At 50.7% G+C, this 17,743-nt stretch carries 15 protein-coding genes; 10 read left to right on the top strand and 5 right to left on the bottom strand.

Going from position 1 to position 17,743, the window contains the following annotated elements; genetic code table 11:
• Positions 1-23 precede the first annotated feature (23 nt).
• Complete coding sequence (gene ycbX / locus A7Z29_RS00410) at positions 24-1,133, top strand: 6-N-hydroxylaminopurine resistance protein YcbX (RefSeq protein WP_000224255.1); 1,110 nt, start codon at positions 24-26, stop codon at positions 1,131-1,133.
• On the opposite strand, the gene zapC is transcribed toward ycbX, so the two are convergent.
• Positions 1,130-1,672: a cell division protein ZapC gene (gene zapC / locus A7Z29_RS00405; protein WP_001220665.1), complete on the bottom strand. Its 543-nt coding sequence runs from the start codon at positions 1,670-1,672 to the stop codon at positions 1,130-1,132. The two genes, ycbX and zapC, sit on opposite strands and share 4 nt — an antisense overlap.
• 173 nt (positions 1,673-1,845) lie before the next feature.
• A complete protein-coding gene (gene pyrD / locus A7Z29_RS00400) occupies positions 1,846-2,856 on the bottom strand; it encodes a quinone-dependent dihydroorotate dehydrogenase (RefSeq protein ID WP_010344456.1) in 1,011 nt (336 codons plus the stop codon).
• A 225-nt stretch (positions 2,857-3,081) separates the two neighbouring features.
• Here pyrD and ssuE point away from each other — a divergent pair, with 225 nt between their 5' ends.
• From ssuE to ssuB, 5 genes are read left to right on the top strand one after another with little or no spacing between them, the layout of a single operon-like run.
• Positions 3,082-3,657: an NADPH-dependent FMN reductase gene (gene ssuE / locus A7Z29_RS00390; protein ID WP_105289664.1), complete on the top strand. Its 576-nt coding sequence runs from the start codon at positions 3,082-3,084 to the stop codon at positions 3,655-3,657.
• Positions 3,650-4,609 (top strand): aliphatic sulfonate ABC transporter substrate-binding protein SsuA, encoded by a 960-nt coding sequence (gene ssuA / locus A7Z29_RS00385; RefSeq protein WP_001244251.1) that lies wholly within the window; start codon positions 3,650-3,652, stop codon positions 4,607-4,609. The genes ssuE and ssuA overlap by 8 nt, the downstream gene beginning before the upstream one ends.
• Entirely contained in the window at positions 4,606-5,751 is a 1,146-nt protein-coding gene (ssuD, locus tag A7Z29_RS00380; protein ID WP_000056005.1) for an FMNH2-dependent alkanesulfonate monooxygenase, read from the top strand. Before ssuA ends, ssuD begins: the two co-directional genes overlap by 4 nt.
• A gap of 11 nt (positions 5,752-5,762) precedes the next feature.
• Positions 5,763-6,554 carry an aliphatic sulfonate ABC transporter permease SsuC gene (ssuC, locus tag A7Z29_RS00375; RefSeq protein WP_000235208.1) on the top strand — a complete coding sequence of 264 codons (792 nt, stop codon included), beginning with the start codon at positions 5,763-5,765 and terminating at the stop codon, positions 6,552-6,554.
• Positions 6,551-7,318: an aliphatic sulfonates ABC transporter ATP-binding protein gene (gene ssuB, locus A7Z29_RS00370; protein ID WP_105289663.1), complete on the top strand. Its 768-nt coding sequence runs from the start codon at positions 6,551-6,553 to the stop codon at positions 7,316-7,318. The genes ssuC and ssuB overlap by 4 nt, the downstream gene beginning before the upstream one ends.
• Positions 7,319-7,420: 102 nt before the next feature.
• Here ssuB and pepN read toward each other — a convergent pair whose 3' ends face one another.
• Complete coding sequence (pepN, locus tag A7Z29_RS00365; protein ID WP_105289662.1) at positions 7,421-10,033, bottom strand: aminopeptidase N; 2,613 nt, start codon at positions 10,031-10,033, stop codon at positions 7,421-7,423.
• Positions 10,034-10,298: 265 nt separating this feature from the next.
• Between pepN and pncB the strand changes: the two genes are divergently transcribed.
• The 4 genes from pncB (at position 10,299) to aspC (ending at position 16,119) form a co-directional block, all read left to right on the top strand.
• Complete coding sequence (gene pncB / locus A7Z29_RS00360; RefSeq protein ID WP_010344462.1) at positions 10,299-11,501, top strand: nicotinate phosphoribosyltransferase; 1,203 nt, start codon at positions 10,299-10,301, stop codon at positions 11,499-11,501.
• Between the two features lie 168 nt (positions 11,502-11,669).
• A complete protein-coding gene (gene asnS / locus A7Z29_RS00355) occupies positions 11,670-13,070 on the top strand; it encodes an asparagine--tRNA ligase (protein WP_000117892.1) in 1,401 nt (466 codons plus the stop codon).
• Positions 13,071-13,673: 603 nt separating this feature from the next.
• On the top strand, positions 13,674-14,744 hold the full coding sequence (gene ompF / locus A7Z29_RS00350; protein WP_000977930.1) for a porin OmpF: 1,071 nt from the start codon (positions 13,674-13,676) through the stop codon (positions 14,742-14,744).
• A gap of 184 nt (positions 14,745-14,928) precedes the next feature.
• The gene (gene aspC / locus A7Z29_RS00345; protein WP_032225483.1) at positions 14,929-16,119 is read left to right on the top strand and encodes an aspartate transaminase; all 1,191 of its coding nucleotides are present in this window, start codon (positions 14,929-14,931) and stop codon (positions 16,117-16,119) included.
• A 221-nt stretch (positions 16,120-16,340) separates the two neighbouring features.
• Here the strand turns inward: aspC and gloC are convergent, their stop codons facing one another.
• Both gloC and A7Z29_RS00335 read right to left on the bottom strand, forming a co-directional pair.
• Entirely contained in the window at positions 16,341-16,988 is a 648-nt protein-coding gene (gene gloC / locus A7Z29_RS00340; RefSeq protein ID WP_105289661.1) for a hydroxyacylglutathione hydrolase GloC, read from the bottom strand.
• Between the two features lie 26 nt (positions 16,989-17,014).
• Entirely contained in the window at positions 17,015-17,563 is a 549-nt protein-coding gene (locus A7Z29_RS00335; RefSeq protein ID WP_001516120.1) for a YcbK family protein, read from the bottom strand.
• Positions 17,564-17,743: the final 180 nt, after the last annotated feature.

Raw genomic sequence — 17,743 nt, 5'->3', positions numbered from 1 at the left:
TATTTTCATTTGGGGACCGCACCGTGGCGACATTAACCCGGCTTTTTATTCATCCTGTTAAATCCATGCGTGGCATCGGTCTGACACACGCTCTTGCAGATATCAGCGGGCTGGCCTTCGATCGCATTTTTATGCTGACAGAACCCGACGGTACATTTATTACCGCCCGTCAGTTTCCACAGATGGTGCGCTTTACCCCATCTCCCGTTCATGACGGTCTGCATCTCACTGCGCCCGATGGTAGTAGTGCGTGGGTACGCTTTGCCGATTTCGCCGAACAGGACGCACCAACGGAAGTGTGGGGTAACCATTTTACTGCGCGCATTGCGCCAGATGAGATAAACAAATGGTTAAGCGGATTTTTCTCCCGCGACGTGCAATTGCGCTGGGTGGGGCCACAGATGACGCGGCGCGTAAAACGCCACAACACTGTACCCCTGTCATTCGCTGATGGCTATCCGTATCTGCTCGTCAATGAAGCTTCATTGCGCGATCTCCAACAACGCTGTCCGGCAAGCGTCAAAATGGAACAATTCCGCCCCAATCTGGTTGTTTCTGGCGTAGCCGCGTGGGAAGAAGACACCTGGAAAGTGATTCGTATTGGCGATGTGGTGTTCGATGTGGTGAAACCTTGTAGCCGTTGTATTTTCACCACCGTTAGCCCGGAAAAAGGGCAAAAGCATCCGGCTGGCGAACCATTAAAAACGCTGCAATCTTTCCGTACAGCCCAGGATAACGGCGATGTCGATTTCGGTCAAAACTTAATTGCCCGTAACAGTGGTGTTATCCGTGTTGGCGATGAGGTGGAAATCCTGGCGACAGCACCGGCAAAAGTCTACGGTGCGGCCGCAGCCGACGATACTTTCTCCGCGACACAACAACCAAACGCGAATGTTGACATCAACTGGCAAGGGCGGGCATTTCGCGGTAATAACCAACAGGTACTGCTGGAACAATTAGAAAATCAAGGGATTCGTATTCCCTATTCTTGCCGTGCCGGCATATGCGGAAGTTGTCGTGTTCAGCTTCTCGAAGGCGAAGTCACCCCGCTGAAAAAATCAGCTATGAGCGACGATGGAACAATTCTTTGCTGTAGTTGCGTACCGAAGACTGCATTGAAACTGAAAAGTTAAACGGCTTGTTCAAGGCTGACGCTGTCATAACTCACATGCGGTCTCAGCCTGTCATTCATAATTTTGATGGCGTCACCCAGTTGCATGGCGCGCCCGGCGATGACGACGCAAGGCTGTGCCAGCAGGCACAGTGCGGCATTTTCGCCAGATTCAATAACCAGTAAATTGACCTGCTCATTGGTGTCGCTTAACCAGACACAGGCAGCATCACCTGACGCTGGTGCCCACATTTCGCCATGAGAAACAAAATGCCAGCTTTTCGGCATTTGCGGTTTGAGATAACGAATCGCTACCAGTGCATTAAGCACCAGTTCAGCTTTTTGTTCTTTTGATAAGTTAAGGTCTCGGCATTTTTCTTCAAACGTGAAATAGAGCGCGGCGTCATCAACGCAAAATCCCGCAGGAGAAAAAGCATCCGGCGTCAACATTTTACGCGCAAAACGTGAGCGAAACAGCATACCATTGGCTAAATCAAGCATCATTCGATCATGCTCTTCATCGTAATACCAACGCCAGTTATCGTCTGGTTTAATTCGCATATGCCTCTCCTCTACCCTATAAATTCACTGCAACACATTCCATTGTCGCTTTGCTTAATAACCTCAACAAGAAAAGTACAAAATGTCTAAATAAGTAACAGGAATGAATATAAAACAACCAGGGCTGAAAATAAAGCCCTGATTATCTTATAAAGAGAAAGTGAAAGAAATAATTAGATATGAGTAACGATTTCTTTAATCAGCGGCGGTCCTTTAAAAATAAAACCAGAATAAATTTGCACCAGTGAAGCCCCCGCTGCTATCTTCTCACGGGCAGCAATAACCGAGTCAATACCACCAACACCAATGATCGGTAAACGACCGTTTAATTCCTGCGACAAGCGGCGAATAATTTCTGTGCTTTTTAATTGCAACGGACGACCACTTAAGCCACCGGTTTGATCGCAATTTTTCATTCCCTGAACTAAAGAACGATCGAGGGTGGTATTAGTCGCAATAACGCCATCAATATTATGACGTACCAAACTATCGGCAACCTGGATCAACTCTTCTTCAGAAAGATCCGGCGCGATCTTCACTGCGATCGGCACATATTTATGGTGCATCGCTTGCAAATCATTTTGCTTATTTTTAATTGCCGTTAATAAATCATCCAGTGCTTCGCCATATTGCAGAGTACGTAATCCTGGGGTATTCGGTGATGAAATATTGATGGCAATATATCCTGCATAGGCGTAGATTTTTTCCATACAAATCAGATAGTCATCTTTGCCTTGCTCAACCGGTGTATCTTTATTTTTACCGATATTAATTCCCAGAACGCCGTCATAATGTGCTTTTTTAACGTTCTCAACGAGGTTATCAACGCCGAGGTTATTAAAGCCCATACGGTTGATCAAACCTTCAGCATCCACCAGACGGAAGAGACGTGGCTTGTCATTTCCTGGTTGTGGGCGAGGGGTGACAGTGCCGATCTCGATCGATCCAAATCCCATTGCGCCTAAAGCGTCAATACACTCCCCGTCTTTATCAAGACCGGCAGCCAGACCAAGCGGATTTTTAAAGGTCAGTCCCATGCAGTTAACCGGTTTCGCTGGAACGTTCTGTCGAACAAGTGCTTCAAACGGCGTTCCGGTAATGCGACGTAATTGCTGAAAAGTAAACTCATGAGCGCGCTCAGGATCGAGCTGAAAAAGGGCTTTACGAACGAAGGGGTAGTACATGAACTCTCCTGGATTCCCGGTGTGCAAACCGGGTGCGTATTATGTGCGAGTTCGGATCAAAAGGGAATTGACCTGTGGCAATAAATAGCAAACGTTTTCTTGTTGTGCTTTTTTTGGCTTTTCTTCATCAGATAAATCATTTCGACTCACAAGCTCTCTCTGTCAGACTGACCGAATTGTTATCAATTTTAACAAAACAAGAACTATTGGTTATAAGGAGAGAGTATGCGTGTCATTACCCTGGCAGGAAGTCCTCGCTTTCCTTCTCGCTCCAGCTCTTTGCTGGAATATGCGCGGGAAAAATTGAATGGCCTGGATGTGGAAGTTTATCACTGGAATCTGCAAAACTTCGCCCCGGAAGATTTGCTTTATGCCCGTTTCGATAGTCCGGCACTCAAGACTTTCACCGATCAGTTGCAAGAGGCTGATGGGCTGATTGTCGCCACTCCCGTCCACAAAGCCGCCTATTCCGGCGCACTGAAAACGCTTCTCGACCTGCTACCAGAACGCGCACTACAAGGAAAAGTGGTGTTGCCGCTGGCGACAGGTGGCACGGTGGCTCATCTACTGGCTGTCGATTATGCCCTCAAACCGGTACTAAGCGCCTTAAAAGCGCAGGAGATCCTACACGGCGTATTTGCCGATGACTCGCAAGTTCTTGATTTCCAACATAAGCCGCAATTCACGCCGAATCTGCAATCCCGTCTAGATACCGCGCTCGATACCTTCTGGCAGGCGCTGCACCGCCGCGATGTCCAGGTTCCTGACCTTCTCTCTCTGCGAGGTAACGCTCATGCGTAATATTTTTAAACTGGTGCTGATGGGATTATTCAGCGTCTCTACGCTCACGATTGCTGCGGAGTCTTCTCCTGAAGCGTTACGGATAGGTTATCAAAAAGGCAGCATCAGCATGGTGCTGGCAAAAAGCCACCAGTTACTGGAAACACGCTATCCGCAAACCAAAATCTCGTGGGTGGAGTTTCCCGCAGGTCCGCAAATGTTGGAGGCGTTAAACGTCGGCAGTATCGATCTGGGCAGTACGGGGGACATTCCTCCAATTTTTGCTCAGGCCGCCGGTGCTGATTTGGTCTACGTCGGTGTCGAGCCACCGAAACCAAAAGCCGAAGTGATTCTGGTGCCCGAAAACAGCCCGATCAAAACTGTGGCTGAACTAAAGGGCCACAAAGTCGCGTTTCAGAAAGGTTCAAGTTCGCACAACCTTTTACTGCGCGCACTGCAACAAGCCGGGCTTAATTTCACTGATATCCAGCCGACCTATCTGACGCCCGCCGATGCGCGCGCTGCATTCCAGCAGGGTAACGTCGACGCCTGGGCTATCTGGGATCCCTACTACTCCGCTGCGTTATTGCAGGGCGGCGTGCGGGTGCTGAAAGATGGCACCGATCTCAATCAAACCGGATCGTTTTATCTGGCAGCCCGTCCGTATGCAGAAAAAAACGGCGCATTTATTCAGGGCGTACTGGCAACCTTTAGCGAGGCCGATGCGTTAACCCATAGCCAGCGCGAACAAAGCATCGCCCTGTTGGCAAAAACAATGGGTTTACCGGCGCCGGTCATTGCCTCATATCTTGACCATCGTCCCCCTACCACCATCAAACCCGTGAACGCCGAGGTTGCCGCTTTACAGCAACACACTGCCGACCTGTTTTATGAAAATCGTCTGGTGCCGAAAAAAGTCGATATCCGCCAACGCATCTGGCAGCCCACTCAACTGGAAGGAAAACAATTATGAGTCTGAATATGTTCTGGTTTTTACCCACGCACGGTGACGGTCATTATCTGGGAACGGAAGAAGGGTCTCGCCCGGTTGATCATGGGTATCTGCAACAGATTGCGCAAGCGGCGGATCGTCTTGGCTATACCGGCGTGCTGATCCCAACAGGCCGTTCCTGCGAAGATGCGTGGCTGGTGGCGGCATCGATGATCCCGGTGACGCAACGGCTTAAGTTCCTCGTCGCCCTACGCCCAAGTGTGACATCGCCTACCGTAGCCGCTCGCCAGGCTGCCACGCTTGATCGCCTCTCTAATGGACGCGCGTTGTTTAACCTGGTCACAGGCAGCGATCCGCAAGAGCTGGCAGGCGACGGCGTGTTCCTTGATCATAGCGAGCGTTACGAAGCCTCGGCGGAATTTACTCAGGTCTGGCGACGTTTATTGCAGGGAGAAACCGTCGATTTCAACGGTAAACATATTCATGTGCGCGGAGCAAAACTGCTCTTCCCGCCGATTCAACAGCCGTATCCGCCACTTTACTTTGGCGGATCGTCTGACGTCGCTCAGGATCTGGCTGCCGAACAGGTTGATCTCTATCTCACCTGGGGCGAGCCGCCGGAGCGGGTAAAAGAGAAGATAGAACAAGTGCGGGCAAAAGCTGCCGCGCATGGGCGCAAAATTCGTTTCGGTATTCGTCTGCATGTAATTGTCCGCGAAACCAACGACGAAGCCTGGCGGGCCGCCGAACGGTTAATCTCCCATCTTGATGATAAGACGATTGCCAAAGCACAAGAAGCATTTGCCCGGACGGATTCAGTCGGTCAACAACGAATGGCGGCGCTGCATAACGGTAAGCGCGACAATCTGGAGATCAGCCCCAATTTATGGGCGGGAGTTGGCTTAGTACGCGGCGGTGCCGGAACGGCGCTGGTGGGCGATGGGCCGACAGTCGCTGCGCGAATCAACGAATACGCCGCGCTTGGCATCGACAGTTTTGTCCTTTCTGGCTATCCACATCTGGAAGAAGCGTATCGGGTTGGCGAGTTGTTGTTCCCACATCTGGATGTCGCCATCCCACAGATTCCCCAACCGCAGCCGCTTAACCTGCAAGGCGAAGCGGTGGCAAATGAGTTTATCCCACGTAAAGTCGCGCAAAGCTAAGGAACAAGATGATGGCAACGCCAGTGAAAAAGTGGTTATTGCGCGTTGCCCCCTGGTTTTTACCGGTGGGCATCGTGGCGGTGTGGCAACTGGCCTCGTCAGTTGGCTGGTTGTCGACACGTATTTTGCCCTCTCCGCAAGGGGTGGTGACGGCGTTCTGGACGCTCTCAGCCAGCGGCGAATTGTGGCAGCATCTGGCGATCAGCTCCTGGCGGGCGCTGATTGGTTTTTCCATTGGCGGATCGCTGGGCTTGATTCTGGGACTGATTAGCGGACTGTCGCGCTGGGGGGAGCGACTACTGGATACCTCAATTCAGATGTTGCGCAACGTACCGCATCTGGCGCTGATCCCGCTGGTGATTTTGTGGTTTGGCATTGATGAGTCCGCAAAGATTTTCCTGGTGGCGCTTGGCACGCTATTCCCCATTTATATCAACACCTGGCATGGGATCCGTAATATCGATCGCGGGCTGGTAGAGATGGCGCGCAGCTATGGCTTATCCGGCGTGCCGCTGTTTATCCATGTTATCCTGCCCGGAGCCCTGCCCTCAATTATGGTCGGCGTGCGTTTTGCGTTGGGTCTGATGTGGCTAACGCTGATTGTTGCCGAAACCATTTCTGCCAATTCAGGCATTGGTTATCTGGCAATGAATGCGCGGGAGTTTCTGCAAACGGACGTGGTGGTGGTCGCCATTATTCTTTACGCCCTGCTCGGCAAACTTGCTGACGTCAGCGCGCAACTATTAGAGCGCCTCTGGTTGCGCTGGAACCCGGCTTATCATCTGAAGGAGGCCACGGTATGAATACTGCTCGTCTGAACCAGGGCACACCGCTGTTGCTCAATGCGGTATGCAAACATTACGCGGATAATATCGTCCTGAACCACCTGGATTTGCATATTCCAGCGGGTCAGTTTGTGGCAGTGGTCGGTCGCAGCGGTGGTGGCAAAAGTACCCTGCTGCGCCTGCTGGCGGGGCTGGAAACGCCAACCGCAGGCGATGTGTTAGCGGGTACAACGCCACTTGCCGAAATTCAGGACGATACACGCATGATGTTTCAGGATGCCCGTCTGCTGCCGTGGAAATCGGTAATTGATAACGTTGGGTTAGGTCTGAAAGGCCAGTGGCGCAATGCCGCGCGTCAGTCGCTGGCTGCGGTAGGGCTGGAGAATCGCGCCGGAGAATGGCCTGCGGCGCTGTCTGGCGGGCAGAAACAGCGTGTGGCGCTGGCAAGAGCGTTGATTCATCGACCGGGTTTATTGTTGCTTGATGAACCGCTCGGGGCACTGGACGCCTTAACGCGACTGGAGATGCAGGATTTGATTGTGTCACTTTGGCAGGAGCACGGTTTTACCGTCTTGCTGGTAACGCATGATGTGAGCGAAGCGGTGGCGATGGCTGACCGGGTGCTGTTAATTGAAGAAGGAAAAATTGGTCTGGATTTGACGGTGGATATACCCCGTCCGCGCCGGTTAGGGTCGGTACGATTAGCGGAGCTGGAAGCGGAAGTGTTGCAGCGGGTGATGCAGCGTGGGCATTCTGAACAACCGATTCGGCGTCATGGTTAATATGCCGGATGCGGCGTGAACGCCTTATCCGGCCTACAAAACCAGCAATTTCAACAGGTTGCCTGATAAGACGCGGCAAGCGTCGCATCAGGCATGTTTGTATCAAGCCAGAGCTTTGGTGATCTTCTCGTACAGATCACCAGAAAGATTTTCCAGTCCTTTTAACTGCTCCAGCGCCGCACGCATTTTCGCCTGACGTTTAGCATCGTAACGTTTCAGGCGAATCAACGGCTCAATCAGGCGCGAAGCCACCTGCGGGTTACGGCTGTTCAGGTCGGTGAGCATTTCCACCAGGAACTGATAACCGCTGCCATCTTCGGCATGGAACGCAGCCGGGTTGCTGCCCGCAAACGCCCCAATCAACGAACGAATACGGTTCGGGTTGCTCATGGTGAACGAACGATGCTGCAACAGGCTGCGCACCGTCTCCAGTACATTCGCCGCCGGACTGGTGGCTTGCAGGATAAACCATTTATCCATCACCAGACCGTCCTGATGCCATTTGTCGTCGTACTCCTGCATCAGCGCATCACGACATGGTAACTGCGCAGCAACCGCCGCCGAGAGCGCCGCCAACGCATCGGTCATATTGTTGGCCTCGTGAAACTGCTTGCTCACCAGCACGTCAGCCAGATGCGTTTCACCAAAAGCGAGGAAACGCAGGCAGGCATTACGCAGAGTGCGTTTTGCAATATCTTCATGCTCAACGCGGTACTCGCTCTGGTAATTCGCGTTATAAATAGCAAGCAACTCATCCGCCAGTTCAGCCGCCAGAGTACGGGTGAGAGCTTCGCGCACTTCAGCAATGGCAATCGGGTCGATGATATCGAACAGTTCTGCCATTTCATTGACGGAAGGCAGCGTCAGGATTTCTGCCGCCAGCGCCGGATCAATCTTCTCATCGAGCAGTACCGCGCGGAAAGCATCGGCAACATGTGCTGGTAAAGACAATGGTTGACCTTGCTGATGACGGGCGACGTTCAGTTTGATGTAGGTTGCGAGCAGGCTTTGCGCCGCATCCCAGCGAGAGAAATCATTACGCGCATGGCGCATCAGGAAAGTCAGTTGCTGGTCGCTCCACTTATATTCCAGTTTCACCGGCGCAGAAAATTCGCAAAGCAGCGCAGGCACAGGCTGGAAGTAGACGTTATCGAAGACAAAGGTCTGTTCCGCCTGGGTGACATTCAATACCGGATTGACCGGATGGCCCCCCTTCTGCAACGGAATCACTTTGCCTTCGTTGTCATACAGTTCGATAGCAAACGGAATATGTAGCGGCTGTTTTTCTGCCTGATCCGGCGTGGCTGGTGTGCGCTGGCTGATGGTCAGGGTGTACTGCTCGTTTTCCGGATTGTAGTCGTCTTTAACAGTCACAATCGGCGTACCGGACTGGCTGTACCAGCGACGGAAATGGGAAAGATCGACATTTGACGCATCTTCCATCGCCTGAACGAAATCGTCGCAGGTCGCAGCACTACCATCGTGACGCTCGAAATAGAGCTGCATCCCTTTCTGGAAGTTTTCTTCACCCAGCAGAGTGTGGATCATACGAATCACTTCCGCGCCCTTCTCGTAAACGGTCAGGGTGTAGAAGTTGTTCATTTCAATGACCATATCCGGACGGATTGGGTGCGCCATCGGACTGGCGTCTTCCGCAAACTGCAATCCGCGCATGGTGCGCACGTTGTTGATACGGTTTACCGCGCGGGAACCAAGGTCAGAACTGAACTCCTGATCGCGGAAAACAGTCAAGCCTTCCTTCAAACTGAGCTGGAACCAGTCACGGCAGGTAACGCGGTTGCCGGTCCAGTTATGGAAATATTCATGACCGATGACACGCTCAATGTCGAGATAATCTTTATCGGTTGCAGTGTCGGTACGCGCCAGCACATATTTGGAGTTAAAGATGTTGAGACCTTTATTCTCCATTGCGCCCATGTTGAAGAAATCCACTGCAACGATCATATAGATGTCGAGGTCATACTCCAGACCAAAGCGTTCTTCATCCCACTTCATGGAATTTTTCAGCGAGGTCATCGCCCACGGCGCGCGATCAAGATTGCCGCGATCGACATACAACTCCAGCGCCACTTCGCGACCGGAGCGGGTAGTGAAGGTGTCGCGAAGTACATCGAAGTCACCAGCTACCAGCGCAAACAGATAGCTCGGTTTCGGGAACGGATCCTGCCACTGTACCCAGTGACGTCCATTTTCCAGTTCGCCTTGCGCAACACGGTTACCGTTGGAAAGCAGGAACGGGTATTTGGTTTTATCCGCAATAATTTTGGTGGTAAAACGCGCCAGCACATCCGGGCGATCAAGATAGTACGTAATATGGCGGAAACCTTCAGCCTCACACTGAGTGCAGAGCGCATCGCCTGACTGGTAAAGCCCTTCCAGCGCGGTGTTGGACGCCGGGCTAATTTCATTAATAATCTTGAGCGTAAAACGTTCCGGTAAATTACTGATGATCAGTGCGCCCTCTTCTTCTTTCCAGGCTGTCCACGGCTCATCATTAATATGAATAGAGACTAGTTTAAGGGCTTCGCCGTCCAGACGAAGCGGAGCATCTGATGCACCATGACGGACAGCCTGGCTGATCGCGGTAACCACCGTCTTTTGCGCGTTCAGGTCAAAGGTCAAGTCAATATCAGTAATCTGGTAATCCGGCGCACGATAGTCGTGACGGTATTTGGCTTGTGGCTGTTGAGTCATAAATAACCTTTAGCATCTTTTATAGAGTCAGGTGTTCAGTCTATTCCTGTTGCATAAATCTCGCTACGCAGAATCTTCATCTTTTCAGGTACAAACGCTTTTATTGCTACATTTTTATAACATAAGGTGCGCAATGCCATCGACCATAAAGGTGGCATATGGTGTGATCGGGGTTCAATAAATTGCGAAACAAGGTATACTCCAGCAGTTCCTGAAGATGTTTATTGTACTAAACGCTCCCGTACGAGGACGCTACTGCGCACCTATGACACAATTCGCTTCTCCTGTTCTGCACTCGTTGCTGGATACAGATGCTTATAAGTTGCATATGCAGCAAGCCGTGTTTCATCACTATTATGATGTGCATGTCGCGGCGGAGTTTCGTTGCCGAGGTGACGATCTGCTGGGTATTTATGCCGATGCTATTCGTGAACAGGTTCAGGCGATGCAGCACCTGCGCCTGCAGGATGATGAATATCAATGGCTCTCTGCCCTGCCTTTTTTTAAGGCCGACTATCTCAACTGGCTGCGCGAGTTCCGCTTTAACCCGGAACAGGTCACCGTCACCAACGATAACGGTAAGCTGGATATTCGTTTAACCGGCCCGTGGCGTGAAGTCATCCTCTGGGAAGTTCCTCTGCTGGCGGTCATCAGTGAAATGGTACATCGCTATCGCTCACCGCAGGCCGACGTTGCGCAAGCCCTCGATACCCTGGAAAGCAAATTAGTCGACTTTTCGGCATTAACCGCCGATCTCGAGATGTCGCGCTTCCATCTGATGGATTTCGGCACTCGTCGCCGTTTTTCCCGCGAAGTACAAGAAACCATCGTTAAACGTTTGCAACAGGAACCCTGGTTCGTTGGCACCAGTAACTACGATCTGGCACGTCGGCTTTCCCTCACCCCGATGGGAACACAGGCGCATGAATGGTTCCAGGCGCATCAACAAATCAGCCCGGATCTTGCCAATAGTCAGCGCGCTGCACTTGCTGCGTGGCTGGAAGAATATCCTGACCAACTTGGCATTGCGTTAACCGACTGCATTACTATGGATGCCTTTCTGCGTGATTTCGGCGTGGAATTTGCCAGTCGTTACCAGGGGCTTCGCCATGATTCCGGCGACCCGGTAGAATGGGGCGAAAAAGCCATTGCACATTATGAGAAGCTGGGAATTGATCCGCAGAGCAAAACGCTGGTTTTCTCTGACAATCTGGATTTACGCAAAGCGGTCGAGCTTTATCGCCACTTCTCTTCCCGTGTGCAATTAAGTTTTGGTATCGGTACACGCCTGACCTGCGATATCCCCCAGGTCAAACCACTGAATATTGTGATTAAGCTGGTGGAGTGTAACGGTAAACCGGTGGCGAAACTTTCTGACAGCCCTGGCAAAACTATCTGCCATGACAAAGCGTTTGTCCGTGCGCTGCGTAAAGCGTTCGACCTTCCGCATATTAAAAAAGCCAGTTAATATCATCAGGGAGCCATAACGGCTCCCTTTTTTGCCTTTTATTCCGAAATCTTTTGTCCCATCTGCGAATTCTGCTTGTCTGATTGCAGATGCCAGGTAACATAGGTATCCCCCCATTGACGGGTGGACAAGTGTTTATTTTTTCCGACTATTAACAGAGAGAATATTATGAGCGTTGTGCCTGTAGCCGACGTACTCCAGGGCCGCGTAGCCGTTGACAGCGAAGTCACCGTGCGCGGATGGGTGCGTACCCGCCGAGATTCAAAAGCTGGCATCTCCTTCCTCGCCGTTTATGACGGTTCCTGCTTTGATCCTGTACAGGCTGTCATCAATAATTCTCTGCCCAATTACAATGAAGACGTCCTGCGTCTGACCACCGGTTGCTCGGTCATTGTGACGGGTAAAGTCGTGGCGTCGCCGGGCCAGGGGCAACAATTTGAAATTCAGGCCAGCAACGTTGAAGTTGCCGGCTGGGTTGAAGATCCAGATACTTACCCGATGGCAGCAAAGCGCCACAGCATTGAGTATCTGCGTGAAGTCGCTCACCTGCGTCCACGTACCAACCTGATTGGCGCTGTTGCGCGCGTTCGCCACACGCTGGCACAGGCGCTGCATCGCTTCTTTAACGAGCAGGGATTCTTCTGGGTTTCAACGCCACTGATTACCGCATCTGATACCGAAGGCGCTGGCGAAATGTTCCGCGTTTCAACGCTGGATCTGGAAAACCTGCCGCGTAACGATCAGGGCAAAGTGGATTTCGACAAAGACTTCTTCGGTAAAGAGTCTTTCCTGACCGTATCTGGTCAGTTGAACGGTGAAACCTACGCTTGCGCATTGTCCAAAATTTATACCTTCGGCCCGACTTTCCGTGCAGAAAACTCCAACACCAGCCGGCATCTGGCGGAATTCTGGATGCTGGAGCCGGAAGTGGCGTTTGCTAACCTGAACGATATCGCCGGTCTGGCTGAAGCCATGCTGAAATATGTCTTCAAAGCGGTTCTCGAAGAACGTGCTGACGACATGAAATTCTTCGCTGAACGCGTAGATAAAGATGCTGTCAGCCGTCTGGAACGCTTCATTGAAGCCGACTTTGCGCAGGTTGATTACACCGATGCGGTAACCATCCTCGAAAATTGCGGTAAGAAATTTGAAAACCCGGTTTACTGGGGCGTGGATCTCTCTTCCGAGCATGAGCGTTACCTGGCAGAAGAACACTTTAAAGCGCCGGTCGTGGTGAAAAACTATCCGAAAGATATTAAGGCGTTCTATATGCGTCTTAACGAAGACGGTAAAACCGTCGCGGCAATGGACGTTCTGGCACCGGGCATCGGTGAGATCATTGGTGGTTCACAGCGCGAAGAGCGTCTGGACGTACTGGACGAGCGTATGCTGGAGATGGGCCTGAACAAAGAAGATTACTGGTGGTATCGCGATCTGCGTCGCTACGGTACTGTTCCGCATTCCGGTTTCGGTCTTGGTTTTGAACGTCTGATCGCCTACGTGACTGGTGTGCAAAACGTGCGTGACGTGATTCCGTTCCCGCGTACTCCGCGTAACGCCAGCTTCTAATTTAGTTTTTCCGAGAGCCAGCGCCCGCTGGCTCTTTTCTATTCCCTTCTGTCAAGTTATCTGTTTGTTAAGTCAATCAATCTATTTGCAACCCTGTCACAACAACCTTCCTGTTACGGAATATTTCCACGTAATATTTATGAACAAAAAAATAATCCGCATTCTTATTGCGGATTAGTTATTTCTTAGCTGATAGCACAATTTTTATACTTCTTATTGGCTTTCTGGACGTCTGAACCTGTGTTTTAGCGAAGCCACTGAGAGGAATTATCAGAGCGAAAATTTTCGTTTAGCTAAATTTAATATAAGGAAATCATATATATAGATCAAACTCTCTGCAAATATCATTAAAGTCTAATGGAAATATGACGGCGTTCACAAAGTTCCTTAAAATTTACCTTTGGTTACATATTTTTTCTTTTTGTAACTATATCTTTATATTTGTAGCACTTTCACGGTAGCGAAACGTTAGTTTGAATGGAAAGATGCCTGCAGATACATAAAGACACCAAACTTTCATCAATAGCTCCGTAAATATTTATTGACGAAACTTATTGACGGCAGTGGCAGGTGTCATAAAAAAAACCATGAGGGTAATAAATAATGATGAAGCGCAACATTCTGGCAGTGATCGTCCCTGCTCTGTTAGTAGCAGGTACTGCAAACGCTGCAGAAATCTATAACAAAGATGGCAACAAAGTAGATCTGTACGGTAAAGCTGTCGGTCTGCACTATTTTTCCAAGGGTAACGGTGAAAACAGTTACGGTGGCAATGGCGATATGACCTATGCCCGTCTTGGTTTTAAAGGGGAAACTCAAATCAATTCCGACCTGACCGGTTACGGTCAGTGGGAATACAACTTCCAGGGTAACAACTCTGAGGGTTCTGATGCCCAAAATGGCAATAAAACCCGTCTGGCGTTCGCTGGTCTGAAATTTGCTGATGCTGGCTCAATCGATTACGGTCGTAACTATGGTGTTGTTTATGATGCACTGGGTTACACCGATATGCTGCCAGAGTTTGGTGGTGACACTGCATACAGCGATGACTTCTTCGTTGGCCGTGTTGGCGGCGTTGCAACTTACCGTAACTCCAACTTCTTTGGTCTGGTTGACGGCCTGAATTTCGCTGTTCAGTACCTGGGTAAAAACGAACGTGACACCGCACGTCGTTCTAACGGCGACGGTGTTGGCGGCTCCATCAGCTACGAATTCGAAGGCTTTGGTATCGTTGGTGCTTATGGTGCTGCTGACCGCACCAACTTGCAGGAAGCTCAGCCTCTTGGCCAGGGTAAAAAAGCTGAACAGTGGGCTACTGGCCTGAAGTATGATGCAAACAACATCTACCTGGCGGCAAACTACGGTGAAACCCGTAACGCTACGCCGATCACTGGCGGCTTTGCCAACAAAACACAAGACGTTCTGTTAGTTGCACAATACCAGTTCGATTTCGGTCTGCGTCCGTCCATCGCTTACACCAAATCTAAAGCGAAAGACGTAGAAGGTATCGGTGATGTTGATCTGGTGAACTACTTTGAAGTGGGCGCAACCTACTACTTCAACAAAAACATGTCCACCTACGTTGACTACATCATCAACCAGATCGATTCTGACAACAAACTGGGCGTAGGTTCAGACGACACCGTTGCTGTGGGTATCGTTTACCAGTTCTAATAGCAGACCTCTTTGTTAAATGCCGAAAAAACAGGACGTTGGTCCTGTTTTTTTTATGCCTTCCAGAGCAATCTCACGTCTTGCAAAAACAGTCGGCGTTTTCATCAGTAATAGTTGGAATTTTGTAAATCTCCCGTTACCCTGATAGCGGACTTCCCTTCTGTAACCATAATGGAACCTCGTCATGTTTGAGAACATTACCGCCGCTCCTGCCGACCCAATTCTGGGTCTGGCCGATCTGTTTCGTGCCGATGAACGTCCCGGCAAAATTAACCTTGGGATTGGTGTCTATAAAGATGAGACGGGCAAAACCCCGGTGCTGACCAGCGTTAAAAAGGCTGAACAGTATCTGCTCGAAAATGAAACCACCAAAAACTACCTCGGCATTGACGGCATCCCTGAATTTGGTCGCTGCACTCAGGAACTGCTGTTTGGTAAAGGTAGCGCCCTGATCAATGACAAACGTGCTCGCACAGCACAGACTCCGGGTGGCACTGGCGCACTACGCGTGGCTGCCGATTTCCTGGCAAAAAATACCAGCGTTAAGCGTGTGTGGGTAAGCAACCCAAGCTGGCCGAACCATAAGAGCGTCTTTAACTCTGCAGGTCTGGAAGTTCGTGAATACGCTTATTATGATGCGGAAAATCACACCCTTGACTTCGATGCACTGATTAACAGCCTGAACGAAGCTCAGGCTGGCGACGTAGTGCTGTTCCATGGCTGTTGCCATAACCCAACCGGTATCGATCCTACACTGGAGCAATGGCAAACGCTGGCGCAGCTTTCCGTTGAGAAAGGCTGGTTACCGCTGTTTGACTTCGCTTACCAGGGTTTTGCTCGCGGTCTGGAAGAAGATGCTGAAGGTCTGCGCGTTTTCGCTGGTCTGCATAAAGAACTGATCGTCGCCAGTTCCTACTCTAAAAACTTTGGCCTGTACAACGAGCGCGTTGGCGCTTGTACTCTGGTTGCTGCTGACAGTGAAACCGTTGATCGCGCATTCAGCCAAATGAAAGCGGCGATTCGCGCTAACTACTCTAACCCACCAGCACACGGCGCTTCGGTTGTTGCCACCATCCTGAGCAACGATGCGTTACGTGCGATTTGGGAACAAGAGCTGACCGATATGCGCCAGCGCATTCAGCGTATGCGTCAGTTGTTCGTTAATACGTTGCAGGAGAAAGGTGCAAACCGCGACTTCAGTTTCATCATCAAACAGAATGGCATGTTCTCCTTTAGCGGTCTGACTAAAGAACAGGTACTGCGTCTGCGTGAAGAGTTTGGCGTGTATGCGGTGGCTTCCGGTCGTGTGAACGTAGCCGGGATGACGCCAGACAACATGGCTCCGCTGTGCGAAGCGATTGTGGCAGTGCTGTAAGCGTTAAAACCAATGAAGCCCGCTGAAAGCGGGCTGAGGTTGCTGACAAACGCAGCATTGCCTGATGCGCTACGCTTATCAGGACTACGCGTCCCCTGCAATATTTTGAATTTGCACGATTTTGTAGGCCGGATAAGGCGCTCGCGCCGCATCCGGCATAAACAAAGCGCACTTTGCCAGAAATCCAGGCCCGCATTGAAAGCGGGCTTTTTTATACGCCTTTACCAGACGGGCATTTCGTCTTGCAGGAAGGGATTATGCAGGCGCTCATAACCAAGAGTGGATAATGGCCCGTGACCCGGAATAAATGTCACGTCATCGCCCAGTGGCAGCAGTTTATCTTTAATCGAAGAGATCAGTTGATTATGGTCACCACGAGGGAAGTCACTGCGCCCTACTCCGCCGTTGAAAATAACGTCGCCAGAAATGAGTAGTTTTGACTGATTATCAAAGAAGACCACATGACCCGGCGTATGCCCAGGGCAATGTAACACCTGTAAAGTCACATTCCCTATGCTGATAGTGTCGCCTTCGTTCAGCCAACGATCCGGCGTTAGTGGCTGACACTCCTCCAGACCGAACATACGGCTTTGCGCAGGCAAGCCTTGCAGCCAGAACTCATCTTCTTTTTCCGGCCCAAGAACCGGCACGCCGTAATGTTGCGCCAGTTCCGCCGCCGCGCCAACATGATCCAGGTGACCATGCGTCAGCAGGATCTGCATTAGCGTCAGGCCGCTGGCATCAACTTCCTGTTTGATTTTTTCCGCATCGCCGCCAGGATCAACCAGTGCAGCCAGGCGAGTTTGTTCACACCAGATCAATGAGCAGTTCTGGGAGAATGCAGTGACCGGAATAATACGATAATTCATACTGCCCCTGTTTTGTTAAGCGATTGTTACCAGTGCCGTGCTGGCCCGGTATCAATATGCACAAAGTTACTACGTGGGTAATATCCTACACCACCTGCACGCATAGATAACGCTGCTTTGCGAATATTGCTTAACGCGACACCTTCAATATGGAAATCCATCGCCTGGCCTTTGGTGTGATAGCTTTTCTTCGCTACCCCACGGCTGTGCGCGCGTAGTTCATTGTTGGTATCAATGGAGCGATAACCGGAAATGAGTTGCACCGGTTTGCGGGTGCCTAACAGCCCTTGCAGGCGATACAACTGGTCGAATAATCCTGGGTCGATGGACTTTATTTTGTTCGCGCGGAAATCGCGGAAAAAATGGTTTAGTTTTGCCAATTCTTCCTGAATATAGCCTCTGCCATCGAAAAACTCCGCTTTAATGGACTCTCCGGTATGGAGATTGTTGAGTGTCAAAATACGCGGACGTGGGGTAGAGAGTGTCGCAAACGCAGGGGTCGGCAAGATGGCGGCACCAAGTGCAACGCCACCAAGCGCCAGCAGTTTACGGCGATTAGCGTCGAATTTGTCCATGATAATCAAGTCTACAGGTCAATGTTATCGTTTATATGCACTTCTGGCGCACAAGAGGCACCTTAACCGCGCATAAAGCTAACGTCAAGATGACTCAATCCCAGCAGTGATGGGGGCTAGCGAGAATAGCCCCCAATTTTGCCAATTATTACGACAACTGATTTACCCGAACTACTTCAT

It is taken from the genome of Escherichia sp. MOD1-EC6842 (assembly GCF_002965705.1).
In the GTDB taxonomy this organism is placed as follows: Bacteria; Pseudomonadota; Gammaproteobacteria; order Enterobacterales; family Enterobacteriaceae; genus Escherichia; species Escherichia ruysiae.
This window is presented reverse-complemented; position numbering and strand designations above follow the sequence as displayed.

Bases quoted from the DNA above. Each gene is read 5' to 3' on its own strand.
- gloC (WP_105289661.1), bottom strand. From the start codon at position 16,988: ATGAATTATCGTATTATTCCGGTCACTGCATTCTCCCAGAACTGCTCA.
- aspC (WP_032225483.1), top strand. From the start codon at position 14,929: ATGTTTGAGAACATTACCGCCGCTCCTGCCGACCCAATTCTGGGTCTG.
- asnS (WP_000117892.1), top strand. From the start codon at position 11,670: ATGAGCGTTGTGCCTGTAGCCGACGTACTCCAGGGCCGCGTAGCCGTT.
- ssuE (WP_105289664.1), top strand. From the start codon at position 3,082: ATGCGTGTCATTACCCTGGCAGGAAGTCCTCGCTTTCCTTCTCGCTCC.
- pyrD (WP_010344456.1), bottom strand. From the start codon at position 2,856: ATGTACTACCCCTTCGTTCGTAAAGCCCTTTTTCAGCTCGATCCTGAG.
- ssuC (WP_000235208.1), top strand. From the start codon at position 5,763: ATGGCAACGCCAGTGAAAAAGTGGTTATTGCGCGTTGCCCCCTGGTTT.
- ssuA (WP_001244251.1), top strand. From the start codon at position 3,650: ATGCGTAATATTTTTAAACTGGTGCTGATGGGATTATTCAGCGTCTCT.
- zapC (WP_001220665.1), bottom strand. From the start codon at position 1,672: ATGCGAATTAAACCAGACGATAACTGGCGTTGGTATTACGATGAAGAG.
- pncB (WP_010344462.1), top strand. From the start codon at position 10,299: ATGACACAATTCGCTTCTCCTGTTCTGCACTCGTTGCTGGATACAGAT.
- A7Z29_RS00335 (WP_001516120.1), bottom strand. From the start codon at position 17,563: ATGGACAAATTCGACGCTAATCGCCGTAAACTGCTGGCGCTTGGTGGC.
- pepN (WP_105289662.1), bottom strand. From the start codon at position 10,033: ATGACTCAACAGCCACAAGCCAAATACCGTCACGACTATCGTGCGCCG.
- ompF (WP_000977930.1), top strand. From the start codon at position 13,674: ATGATGAAGCGCAACATTCTGGCAGTGATCGTCCCTGCTCTGTTAGTA.
- ssuD (WP_000056005.1), top strand. From the start codon at position 4,606: ATGAGTCTGAATATGTTCTGGTTTTTACCCACGCACGGTGACGGTCAT.
- ssuB (WP_105289663.1), top strand. From the start codon at position 6,551: ATGAATACTGCTCGTCTGAACCAGGGCACACCGCTGTTGCTCAATGCG.